The sequence below is a fragment of the Colwellia sp. BRX8-4 genome, from assembly GCF_014077345.1.
GTDB lineage: Bacteria > Pseudomonadota > Gammaproteobacteria > Enterobacterales > Alteromonadaceae > Colwellia_A.
Genome location: NZ_JACGVS010000008.1, coordinates 89,396 through 101,723, shown reverse-complemented (window position 1 = coordinate 101,723; position 12,328 = coordinate 89,396). Strand labels below are relative to the sequence as shown.

Genomic DNA, 12,328 nt, shown 5'->3' with positions numbered 1-12,328 from the left:
GTACCCCAAAAGGGGTTAGGATTGGCAGACTATGAATAAGAAAGAACTAGGGTATTTGCTAAGCAAGCAGCCAAGATAACCGTTGAAGCCTTTTTAAACGCAGAGATTGAAGAGCATCTTGGTTATGCACTTCATGAGAAAATCAACACAAAAATAGCCGCAACGGCTACTATTCGAAGCCCATTCGCACTGAAGACGGCCAAGTAGAACTTGAAACACCACGTGATAAAGAAGGTAGTTTCGAGCCTTTATTGGTTAAAAAGAATCAAACGCGATTTACGTCGATGAACGATAAAATCTTGTATCTTTATGCCAAAGGTATGACGACGAGAGAAATCGTTAAAATGTTCAAAGAAATGTATGGCGCAGATATTTCACCCACGTTATATCTCTTGTCACTAATGCCGTAATAGAACAAGTCACTGAGTGGCAAGATCAACCTCTAGATTCAGTCTACCCTATTGTTTATCTTGACTGTTTAGTGGTTAAAATCAGACAAGATAAACAGGTTATCAATAAAGAGGTTTACCTGGCCTTAGGTGTTAACATTAAAGGTAAAAAGAGTTATTAGGTATCTGTTGATGGTCTTAAAGGCTTTGCTGAAGCGATTAATACCGTATTTCCTCCGGCACAAGTTCAGCTCTGTATTGTTCATATGGTAAGAAATTCGATGAAGTATGCACCCTGGGGGAATTACAAAGCAATAACGGGTGATGTAAAGCGAATATATCAATCAGTGACAGAAGAAGAGGTATTACTTGAACTCGATAACGTCTGCGTACGCTGGGATGATAAATACCCTCAAGACATTCGCAAACGATTTCCCTCTGATGACTCAGCGAAGAAAGTAGTTAATCTTGCAATAGATTCGGCATCCAAGAGATGGACAATCTCAATAAGAAACGGGAAAACGGCCTTGAATCGATTTATGATTGAATTCGAAGACCGTTTAAAGGACTTTATTTAAAACTGGAAGTTACACAAAATCTGTTACAGGATACAGCCAACTCATGCCAATAAATTGTACTGCTTGCCTCTTTATTCACCACTAACATTTTACCAACGAGTGCATCAGGGTTCTGAACTGAACCATAGATATTATTAGTAGAAACTCTAGTTTTAACTAGCAAATCTGACGTAATCAATTGACCTGCTGAGATATTTACTTTAGTTACCCAAGCTGAAACTGTGAACAAATGATTTAATGGTAGTAAAAAATATGCTATGGATATTAAAGTAACGAATGCGAATACGCTCCAGGCAAAAGGTGTATTTAATTTGTATTTCATACATCACCTCATTCATTAATTTAAAGATAAAAGAGCCAGTCAGGTGACTGACCCTACTATTTAAGTATTTTAGTTTATCAAACTACCAACATTGGCAGCAGAATTAGCACCACTACTAGCGCTACTACTAATAGAACTGGCTGTTTCAGAAAAATCACTCGCGATAAATTCAAATTTCACTCCATCCCCAGCGTTAGTGTCTATGGCATCGATAAATCCTGAACCACTGATTTCAGCAGTACCTTCACCGTTTTTCATACCGTCATAGGCATAACTTTGATCAAGTGAACCAATCGCTTCAGCGACATCTTCCATTTCAGCAGTTACAGAATCACGCATTGTTGTTAACCCTACGGTTAAACCAATAACGATAGTCGTAGACAACAACAATAATTCTGACGTCATCACAAAACCGCCTTGCTTTTTCTTCATGTTCTTTTTATTGATATTAGCTTTCATAGTGTTTACCTCTGGTAGTGTTAAAAAGATATCGGCTCATCATTTGTTATTAATTTAATGAGCCTATTAAGGTTATTGCCATTGCTGTGCCAAATATAAAAAAAAACAATAAAATCACACAAAAAACATAAAAAACCAATAAAAAACAGTGTAGTAAGTTGGAAGTAACAAAAACATTTAGTCATACATATTTACGAAGATTACCGCAATAAGTAATTTGATTTGCAAAATACAAATCAAATTATAACGAGTTACCTCTATCAAAAATGATTTATAAATTTCACTTATGGTAATGCTGTAGATCCAGATAAGAAGTTTCGATGGGTCAATAAGTACCTGTTAGGGATGTGCAAATAGCCTTTTTGGTTCCAAACAAAACCTAAGTACTCACTTCCCTGTGAGCACAGGTTTTTGGTTCCAAACAAAACCTAAGTACTCACTTCCCTGTGAGCAATAATTTATGAAATGGGTATAACGATTAAATATAAAAAGGTGTACTAGTATTAAAAAAAATCCGATTCAATCAATGTAAGACTAAACCGGAAAATTACTCAGGAGAGAGTAGAAATATTATTGTTACTACAAGTTTTGTTAATTAATAACCTGCACTCTTGTGCGGTGCACACCTGCTACCATTTCAACATTACGAAAACGTTGTTTAGGATCAATACTATATTGAGTGCCTTTTGCCATATCATGTGCACTGTGGAAAATCATCGCTACAGCGTCGCTTGCTCTAATACTGGTTAAGGGATACACATCCGATGGTCTTACGGCAACAACCAACGACAAACCGGGTTGATTACCTGCTTGTTTACCTTTAGGCATCAACATATTTTTCAGACCACTATTATCAGCCTTTCGGGCTGCAGGATGGTTGATACCAATGAGCTGCACATCTCGTGCAACCGTACGTACACCATTTCGAGCTCTTACAACCACATCAAAACGATCACCATCACTTAACTGTTCGTAAGGCATACCTTTTTGAATATGCTCTAGGGTGTATAACACCCGACCTGGTGGAATAGCATGAGATAAAGATTTTTTTTCTTTGACCTTTAAGTCACTCGGGGAAATTGTACTACCCGCACTCTTACTAACTTTTAATGTTTGGCCCATCAATCGACGGGAGTTTTGAATCGTCCCTACAAGGTTATCCAGATCAATACGTACTTGTTTAAGCAGTCCTGAAGTGATCACTTGACCTGACTGTAGATTGCTACTTACTATCCACGCAGGCTCAGTTGTCAGCTTGTCAAATTGACGCAGTCCTAGCACTGAAGCTAGCATACCCGATGCCGCAAAAAGGATCATGGCACCTGTAGCACTACCGGTTAATTTAGCTTTCATATGTCACCTCATTAATCAGATTAGAAAAACGAGGACAGGAGCGAAATACTTATCCTGCCCTTTGAGCCACGGATTAATTCAAGCTACCAACATTGTTAGCAGAAGCCGCGGCGGTGCTTGCAGTGCCACTTATATCATTAGCTGATTCAGAAAAGTCAGTATTTATAAATTCGAACTTCTGACCGTCACCAGCGTTAGCATCTACTGCATCGATGAAACCTGAACCACTGATTTCAGCAGTACCCTCACCATTTTTCATACCATCAAAAGCGTAGCTCTGGTCGAGTGAACCAATAGCTTCTGCAACATCTTCCATTTCAGCCGTTACAGCATCACGCATAGTACTTAAACCAACCACAAGACCAATGACTATCGTAGTAGATAACAACAACAACTCTGAAGTCATTACAAATCCGCCTTGCTTCTTTTTACTCGGTGTATTGTTTTTAATCGCTTTCATAGTGTTTACCTCTAAGGTTATAAAATTAGTCGTTTATAAGCCCAATTAATTTGAGCTTACATAGACTATTGCGATTGCTGTGCCAGCTTGTAAGTAAATGTAAAAATCAAATAACAACACCTTAATAACTCCTTATTAAACAACATGTTGAGCAAAGACCATATTCAGACTATTTAAGTTTACAATACCAAGAGGATCACTATCTAAAGCTGAAGTGACAAATTGATTCGCAATTTGCAAAGCAAATTTAATGAATAAATACCATGAAGTTTTGATCTTGATGTATGAAGAAAAAATAAATCAAGATTATGAGCTAGAATGATCTCTCACGATTTACGGTGATTGAGCCTTTAGTTCCAGACAGAACTTAAGTACTCACATTCACGCGTGCAGCATTGGTTGGCTGGTCTATCTTAACCAGTTCACATGAGAAAAATTTTATGAAATTAGTATGAATAACTTGAAATTTATCGACAATTATTGTGATGACTGTGCGCTAAAAAATAAAAAACCCAAGCGCTTAATAAACGGTTTGGGCTTATTTAATAAGTGGTAGTATTAGGGGGTTACCACCAATTTCAAATGCTAAGCTGGATTAACATAACAACCAATATGTTCTCTTAGTAACAGTATTTTTGCACTCATCATCTGGTTATCTGGCTGTTCTCTTAGTACACCGGTATACTCCTTACAAGCTTTATACCACTGCTGCTGCGCTTCATAAATTATGCCTCTGTGGTAATTAATACGCCAATCACTTTCCATAAAGCGTTCGGCTGATGTTATAGCTTGTAATGCTTTAGTATATTTTCCTTCAAGATAATAGTATGCCGCTTGAAGTTCATAAAGGTGCGGATTATAGGGTGTTACACTCAACTGTCGTTTGACTATTGTTCTGGCTAAAGTCAAGTTCCCTTCTTCCATTGCTATTCTACTGCGCAAAATAGCCGCTTCAGGAAATGCACCACGCTTAGACAAAATCAAATCTAATAACTGCTGGCTTGTATTAGTGTTACCAATTTCAAATTCCACTAATGCACTAGTCATCATAATTCGCTTATGATTTGGATATTTCAGATACAAGGCGTTCAATTCAGATGCAAATCGAAAACAATCAACTATCGGTTTGCTATTATCATGACAGTTAAGATTAATCATTAACGCTTTAACATCGATTAAATTATGATCTTTCGCTTTTTTACAATTAGAGTTGCTTGCGAGGTTATTCAAACACATTTCTTCGCGGTTAAATGATGTCATTCGACACTTTATTAATTGTTGCGTTCGAGTTTGACACTTAGGCTTAGGTACTTTTATTTTTACATACCTAGTTAAAAGCTCATCTAACTGCTCATTGGGCGCATAAACTTGGTTACTTGTACTCTTGTTCGCACAGCCAGTGATAAATAAACCACTGAATATCATACAAATTGAAAATAATTTTTTAATATTCATTTTACTGTCTCCTTTTCTGAGGCATTGAATGCCTGGTTGACATTAAAAACCGATTTTTGTAGTAGAAACTCAGTTGAAGGGAACTGCCATAAGTTGACTTCATGCTTCATCTCACGAACGATGGTAGGTGTAACAATGATAAATAGCTCACGTTCTGTATCTGAATCGGAAGTTGACTCTGCTAATTTTCCAAGTACCGGCACGCGACTCGCACCAGGTATAAAGTCTCGATTATTGTTAATGTCACGACTGACCAGCCCTCCAATAACCATAGGTTGTCCATCACGCAAACGTGTTGATGTGCTAATACTTCTAACATTAAACGCTGAGGTATTTAATCCGCTACCTGTACTACTCGAAATTTCCTGAGTTAGAAGCGTATCAGGTGTAGAAATTGTCGGGTTTAAGTCCAAAGTAATACGGTCATGTTCGTCGACCATAGCGCGAACCTGTAACTGAACGCCGAATGATTTAAATGTTGTCCCACTAAAAACACCAGAAGTATTCGCCCCAACTTCATCACCACTTACAATGCCACTTGGTGCAAATGCAGTTGGTACAGGCACTTCACCACCTGCTGAAAATACAGCTGATTCACCAGCTAATACAGTTAAAGTAGGACGAGATAAGGTTTTAGATATTCCTTCCTCTTCTAACATTGAAAACAATAAATCAAAGGCAAAATCTTTACCTGCTACTTGCAAATTATTTACTAGCCCGCCACCTAACACCTGCAAGGCATTATTAACTTTTGTCGATGATGATTCATTAGGGCTAGCTCCTGCTAAGCCAAAATTACCACTCGTTTTATCATAGCCCTTACTAAGTACTGAAAAATCTGGACGCCACTGTTTCAAGCGACGATGGTTAACTTCGTACATTTGAACCGAGACGCGAATTAGCGGTAAATCTCGTACTTCAATCACCGATAATAATTTACCTCCAGCAATGGACAATAATTTCGCGCGGCCAATATTTGAAGCAAGGTTATTATCTGAACTTCCGCTGGATCCAGACGCACCACTAATACCAAGTCCTGCCGGGCCAGCTGAGCTTTTCTTGCTATTACTCGTAAACAGCCCACCTGACTCGTTCGCTAGAATCGTAATAATGGCTTCTTTAGATTTTTTGCTTTCTTCTCCGGTCACGAGTCTAGATGCAACAGTAAGTACTCTAACTAATTCAACTTGGTTATCTACATAACCTTTTAGTAATAAAGTGTCTTGATTAGCATTAGGAACATCTCCATGCTGAACACGTGTCACAGTGACAGACTCGCCCCCCACTAAGTTAATATTATTTTTCACCCGAGTAACAATATCTTCAGGTAATATTTCAACCTTGATTAAGTTTATAATAGCGGCTGATTTAGTCTTTCTTTTTAGCGTATGCTGAACATCTTTGTCCTGCATACGCAAATTATTAACCAATGATGCAATTGCCGATGACTGCAGCAAAACATTATCATTGTCTCCTTGACCTGCTTCGAAATAGTTACGGGCCGCCGCTTCAGCTGCTATTCGGTATTTAATAGTAGGTACTTTTCCACGTAACACTAGCGCATTACGATCAGGAGCTAGTGTCAACGAGATGTTAGGATGAATATCTTTAATGGCGTGATGTAATACACTTAAATCTGAAGTAACAGTAAATAGAAAAGTTTCTGATGTATTATCAGTATACCAAACCATAACACTAGTTCGGCCCACTTTTTTGGCCAATGCTAAAGCTTCATTTTTACTCAGTACTTCTACTTGTAAAGTTTCTTCTTGCCCAACAGCAATTCGCTCAAGCGGTTTATTGAAGACTAATCGACTGTGTGTCCACTGCACTAGTTCCCTAGTTTCTTTGGACTTTTTACTGTCTGCGGTCTCTACAAATTTCAGGCCATCAGCTGCACATACCGTTGAGAATAAAGCTAATAACCAAATATAATTAATCAAAACTAATTTAAAAAATTTCATAATGCTCTCCTGTTACATTCGTCCGCAGCTACATACTTATGGTGTTTGTTGATACGGCGGTTACTAGCTATATCGCAACATTTAGACCAAGTTGGAGATTAGTTTAAGGATTTAGATTTAATTATTATAAAACAGTAGGTTATAAATTATATTTAAAATTTATTATCAGAAAGGAATTTATCTACATGGAAAATGAAATTGAACATTCTTATATTGAATTGCGTTTTGCAAATATGTAGATTATAAGAGGCATTTTGCAACAAGTGTGCGCATTTCTAACAATCGTTGAACTTTAGTTTCATTATTTTTTTGCTTTTTATGTTCAGGTAAGTATTTAATTAACAAGCGATGTAATTCTTTGCGAATAACAGGTTTAGGCAAGAAATCATTCATACCAGCTTTCATATAACGCTCTTTGTCACCATAGACTGCGTCAGCAGTCACCGCAATAATAGGTACATGCTTAAAGTGCTCATCGCTTGAGCGTATATGAGTAGTCGTGGTTAGACCGTCCATTACCGGCATTTGGATATCCATGAGCACTAAATCAATTTCAGAATTTTTCAACATGCGTAACGCTTCAACGCCTTGGTTAGCGATTAGCACCTGACATCCGCAAGATATTAAAAATTGTTCTATAATAATTTGATTTTGTTGGTTATCTTCCACAACTAAAATAGTCGCATTACCAAAATTAATATCACTCTTATTAACGCTGAGTGCGTCATATAACTTGATACTAGCCTTCCCTAACATCTCATGCAACTGCTCCAAAATCCTACTAATGTGAGAAACTTTGATCGGGCCATTAACCAGTAATTCATTTTTACTGTGCCAATGAGTGAATTTACCACTGCCCAGCAGATCCAATATTATCAAACAAGGTGTGGAGCCATCGCTGAAGTAAGGCTTTAAATACTTTCTACAACTATCGCTTTGAGCCGGCTCAGTCACTACCAAAAAGTCAGCTAACCCAATAGAAGGATCAGGTAATTCTGAGGTGGACCTAAACACTTTATATGTTACTTTGTAACGTTTGAATATCTGCTTAATTGCATCGTTTAGATTATTATCATTCCCAATTAACCAAACAATATTGTTGCAGTTATCTGGTAGTAAAGGTAATTGATTTTGTGGAACAGAAATATCAATCTCAATTGGAATTTCAATACAAAAAGTACTACCTTTATCTAATTTAGAATTGACTCTAATTGTTCCTCCTGCAGCTTCACAAATTTGATGACAGATGGCCAAACCTAAACCACTACCGCCAAATTGACGAGTGGTAGACACGTCAGATTGCATAAAAGGTTCAAATAACTGAGACATTTTTTCTTCAGCAATGCCAATACCCGTATCAATAACCTTGATTGAAAGAACACCTTGGTTATTTTCTGTGGGTTTGTATGCTACATGAATGTTAATTTCTCCAATACTCGTAAACTTAATAGCATTGGCCAGAAGATTAATTAAAATTTGGCGAAGTCTAACATTATCACCTATGACGTTCATTGGTACATTAGCATCAATACACAAAATCAGTTTCAGCTTTTTCTTAACCGCGCTGTCAGACAAAATATCAATAGCTTCATCTATACAAATACCTAAGTCGAATTTTCGATGCTCAAGTGTGACTGCATTAGCTTCAAAACGTGAATAGGTTAACACGTCGTCAAGAATACTTAATAATGCACTTCCACTCGATTGGATCATATCAGCAAAGCGTTGTTGCTCTTGATTAAGCCCAGTATCTTGTAATATTTCACTTGAGCCAATCATGGCATTTAGTGGGGTGCGAATTTCATGGCTTATATTAGCCAGAAAACGACTTTTTGCAACAGCAAGGGTTTCAGCATGCTGCTTGGCCTCTTTTAATGCATATGCTGCTGCTACACGCTCATCAACATCAACAAGCGTAGCGGCAATAGCAATTAAGGCACCATTTTGATCAACAATTGGCGTCATACTCATTTCTGCCCAAGTATGGGAACCGCCAGCGCATCTCATCTGTAATTCTAATCTGCATGTGTTGTGCACGCCATTGGCAAATTGGTTCAAAGCCTTAATAACAATTGGTTGGTTAACACCACTAACAAATTCAGTGATCTCTTTACCCATACATTGACTTTCAGGCAACTTGATTAAATCACTCCATGCATGATTCATAAAAGCAATGCGTCCGTCTGGTTGAAGGCGCAGAACAACTTCACTAATATTATCGACTACTAGTCGATAACTGTATTCAGCAGCAGATGCCAACTGTTCAGCTTTTACTCGTTGGGTAATATCAGATTGGACCGCAATATAGTGGCTAACTTGACCATTTTTACTTTTTACTGGTGATGCATCCATTGCGATCCAATAAGGCTCACCATCGCGATTATAATTGATAATTTCGACGTTAAAATTCTCCTTATTTTTAATGGCTTCAGACATAACTGTAACAACGTTCTGATCAGTCATTGGCCCTTGTAGTAACTTTCCTGGTCGCTGGCCTTTAATTTCCTCAAAAGAGTACCCAGATAGTTTTTCAAAGCTGCGATTAACCCATTCAACTTCACCACATTCATTTGTTATAATCACCAAGTTGTTGGTGTGACTTGCAACCAAAGATAATTTTCGTGCTTCTTCTTTAAAGCGTAAGCGGGTTTCCATATCTTTATGAGCTTGAATATCGAACAAAGATCCTATAAACCCCTCTTCAGCGTTTCTAACCATACGCATTTCAAACCATCGGTATTCACCAGATTTATCTCTAAGTAAAACCTCAACTCGCTTAGGATCACTTTTTTCACATGCTGTTTCAGCCATGTTATTACAGAAAGATTCTTTACTTTTTTCATGCAAGTAAGTTGGTAAAGCACAACCCAATAATTCGTTATCGGTATACCCTAATTGCCTATTCCAGGCTGAGTTTAAATAGGTCAGCGTAAAGTTATTATCGCATTCAAATATACATTCATCTAACAACGACAGTAATTTAGCGTGAGCTTGCTGGCTTTTTGATAGCTTCTCAATTAGGGCATATTGGATTTGTACTTGGAGCTCTTTGCTGTTATCCACGCTGACATCCTATGCTATTTAGTTGAAGCTAATTGTGACCAGTGACAAACATTGGCATATAAAGGAAAAACTTCGGTGCAATAAAAGTTCTGTTCAAAAGGTGTTCGACTAGAGGTACAATCATCCAGAACTGTTACGTTAAAGCCCAAATCTATTGCGGAACGCGCAGTGGAATCGATACAGATGGAAGTAACTGTGCCTGCAAACACGATATCGGTAATACCTTTATCATGAAGTAACTTCGCTAAATCTGTATTAGAAAATGCATTCAATCCTCGCTTACCTGGAATTATAGTAACAAAATCATCAAATTTAGACAGTTGAGGAATAACTTCTGCTCCAAACGTATTTTCTTTGAAGGCTCCAACATCTTTGATGACTTTAAGAATACCTATAGGATTTGCTAGCTCATTGTAGTCAGCGGTAAAATGAATGGGCGTGTTGATCACCATCCCAAAATCACGCCCATACTCACTAAGTAACGTAAGCGTATTTTCAAGTACTCCCGTCACTCTTGATGATTCTTCAATCACACTATATAAAATACCTTGTGGTGAAAAATAATCATTTTGATAACCTATCAAAACTAGTGCGGTATGGGATAAATTATTCATCTTTTAAACTCCAATAGTTTCATTTACTTGTGCAAGTTGAATTTTACGATATTGTTGTAAAAAATTTTCTAACACTAACTTTGTAATAGGCTTTTCAATATGATGAGTAATACCTTTTCTATATAACTCAGCAACAGAATCTCTGTCGGTGATCCCTGTCAGCGAAATTTTCGGCGTATTAGCATTTACGCCATTACCATCACGTAACTGGCTTGCAACATCACTACCAAGTAAACCGGGCATCCGTTCATCTAAAAATATAAGGTCAAATGGCTGTTTGCTGGTCAACTCCAACGCTTCAATACCATCATCTGCACCAGTAAGAATACAACCTAGATGTTCTAGCATGATTATTGTCGTCATTTTACTGGGTTGACTATCGTCTGCAACAAAAACTCTAAGTTTACGTAAATGCTTAATGTCACCCAAAAGGTTATGTAAATCACTATCAAAAAATGGCCAATATAGTGAAATTTCGTCCGTACGCTCACGCTCCTGCAATTGTTGCATAGTACGCAATACAATCGTTGAATGACTATTTGTTTTAGTTAAGTTAGCATAAACGTCAGACGTAGCTCGACAATCTTTAATTTCGATATGGCAAGGTGAATCAGCTGTTTCATTTGATGATTGCGCTATACATTCAATATTAAGGCCTTGTTCAAACGAACGAAAACAATGTTGTAATGATCTGTCGTCTGATTGAATACGGACTTTAATTGGCTCACCAATCAGCTCTGGCAGGCTTTCTTCTAGTTTAGGTTTACCAGAAATTATAGTGCTAAAATATTTTTCACTTTGGTCATCACAGTAAAAATCAAAATGCATGTGATCATCAACAACACTGAATTTTATAGTGACACCATATTCGACACTATCTATAGCCTGTTGAATGTCTTCTGCAAGCTGTTTTGTCAGTTTATTTGCATCAAGGTCAACCATAGCTCGACTAAAACTGGTTTGGTTTAGCAATCGACAACAAACGGGTCGCCCCATTTGAGCTATCAACATAGCTCCTACACATTGAACCAATTCTAATATATCAATTCTTGAATTTTCCAAAATGATGTTCACCTTTAATGAAAAAACGATATTATCCTTAATCAAAGCAATTAACGTTCCATTATAAAGCCTATTATTTAACGTTTAAAATCAATAATTAAAAATTATTGATTTTAGATATAATCATAAAAGTCAATTTGAGTTGCAAATTGCAAATCAGAATAAAAACCAAATTGCTAAAAGTAATATATTAAATTACCCATACTAAGTTTTCCAAATAGTGTAAAAACAACTTCAAAAAATCCATCAATTTTTTGTTCTAGAGAAAATAAGCCGCTCGTTTAAGCAAAATATAAGTATTGAGATTTAATTCACAGTTATTAGCTCCTCCAGTATCTTTGTCGACTGTATAAATATCGATTAACATCAAACACACAGACTCTAACTATTAGCTATACTTTATGAAAAAAGCTAATAATCAGTCACACAATACTTTAATAAAATACATATTTGACAAATATTTACTCGATAATAAAAGAAAAAAGTATATAAGTGACGCCTGTCAAAGCTATCAAGAATTATTAACACTTCACCTTAATAATTCTTGATATATTATCTGGCATAAATAATGCTTTGTAATATTCACAGCCCATAGCTAACAAAGAATAT

Annotated in this window: 9 protein-coding genes and 1 pseudogene; 1 reads left to right on the top strand and 9 read right to left on the bottom strand. The window is 36.9% G+C overall.

Annotation, left to right across the window (positions count from 1 at the left end; genetic code table 11):
* The first annotated feature begins 182 nt into the window (after positions 1-182).
* Positions 183-967: pseudogene (locus H4J56_RS08905) on the top strand (transposase).
* Here the strand turns inward: H4J56_RS08905 and H4J56_RS08900 are convergent.
* The 9 genes from H4J56_RS08900 to H4J56_RS08860 all read right to left on the bottom strand — a co-directional run bounded on the left by H4J56_RS08900 (position 960) and on the right by H4J56_RS08860 (position 11,668).
* The gene (locus tag H4J56_RS08900; RefSeq protein WP_182216386.1) at positions 960-1,289 is read right to left on the bottom strand and encodes an SAF domain-containing protein; all 330 of its coding nucleotides are present in this window, start codon (positions 1,287-1,289) and stop codon (positions 960-962) included. The pseudogene H4J56_RS08905 and the gene H4J56_RS08900 sit on opposite strands and share 8 nt — an antisense overlap.
* Before the next feature lie 69 nt (positions 1,290-1,358).
* Entirely contained in the window at positions 1,359-1,748 is a 390-nt protein-coding gene (locus H4J56_RS08895) for a hypothetical protein (protein WP_182216384.1), read from the bottom strand.
* Between the two features lie 591 nt (positions 1,749-2,339).
* Positions 2,340-3,101 (bottom strand): SAF domain-containing protein, encoded by a 762-nt coding sequence (locus tag H4J56_RS08890; protein WP_182216382.1) that lies wholly within the window; start codon positions 3,099-3,101, stop codon positions 2,340-2,342.
* Positions 3,102-3,174: 73 nt separating this feature from the next.
* Positions 3,175-3,561, bottom strand: a complete 387-nt coding sequence (locus H4J56_RS08885; RefSeq protein WP_182216380.1) for a hypothetical protein — start codon at positions 3,559-3,561, stop codon at positions 3,175-3,177.
* 585 nt (positions 3,562-4,146) lie between these two features.
* Positions 4,147-5,016, bottom strand: a complete 870-nt coding sequence (locus H4J56_RS08880) for a M48 family metallopeptidase (RefSeq protein ID WP_182216379.1) — start codon at positions 5,014-5,016, stop codon at positions 4,147-4,149.
* Positions 5,013-6,980, bottom strand: a complete 1,968-nt coding sequence (locus H4J56_RS08875) for a pilus assembly protein N-terminal domain-containing protein (protein ID WP_182216377.1) — start codon at positions 6,978-6,980, stop codon at positions 5,013-5,015. The genes H4J56_RS08880 and H4J56_RS08875 overlap by 4 nt, the downstream gene beginning before the upstream one ends.
* Before the next feature lie 240 nt (positions 6,981-7,220).
* The gene (locus H4J56_RS19900; RefSeq protein WP_182216376.1) at positions 7,221-10,043 is read right to left on the bottom strand and encodes a PAS domain-containing protein; all 2,823 of its coding nucleotides are present in this window, start codon (positions 10,041-10,043) and stop codon (positions 7,221-7,223) included.
* Positions 10,044-10,057: 14 nt separating this feature from the next.
* A complete protein-coding gene (locus H4J56_RS08865) occupies positions 10,058-10,657 on the bottom strand; it encodes a cysteine hydrolase family protein (protein ID WP_182216374.1) in 600 nt (199 codons plus the stop codon).
* A gap of 3 nt (positions 10,658-10,660) precedes the next feature.
* Positions 10,661-11,668: a response regulator gene (locus tag H4J56_RS08860; protein WP_182216373.1), complete on the bottom strand. Its 1,008-nt coding sequence runs from the start codon at positions 11,666-11,668 to the stop codon at positions 10,661-10,663.
* Positions 11,669-12,328 lie beyond the last annotated feature (660 nt).

Coding starts and splice junctions, on each gene's coding strand:
- H4J56_RS08900 (WP_182216386.1), bottom strand. CDS start 1,289: ATGAAATACAAATTAAATACACCTTTTGCCTGGAGCGTATTCGCATTC.
- H4J56_RS08895 (WP_182216384.1), bottom strand. CDS start 1,748: ATGAAAGCTAATATCAATAAAAAGAACATGAAGAAAAAGCAAGGCGGT.
- H4J56_RS08890 (WP_182216382.1), bottom strand. CDS start 3,101: ATGAAAGCTAAATTAACCGGTAGTGCTACAGGTGCCATGATCCTTTTT.
- H4J56_RS08885 (WP_182216380.1), bottom strand. CDS start 3,561: ATGAAAGCGATTAAAAACAATACACCGAGTAAAAAGAAGCAAGGCGGA.
- H4J56_RS08880 (WP_182216379.1), bottom strand. CDS start 5,016: ATGAATATTAAAAAATTATTTTCAATTTGTATGATATTCAGTGGTTTA.
- H4J56_RS08875 (WP_182216377.1), bottom strand. CDS start 6,980: ATGAAATTTTTTAAATTAGTTTTGATTAATTATATTTGGTTATTAGCT.
- H4J56_RS08865 (WP_182216374.1), bottom strand. CDS start 10,657: ATGAATAATTTATCCCATACCGCACTAGTTTTGATAGGTTATCAAAAT.
- H4J56_RS08860 (WP_182216373.1), bottom strand. CDS start 11,668: ATGTTGATAGCTCAAATGGGGCGACCCGTTTGTTGTCGATTGCTAAAC.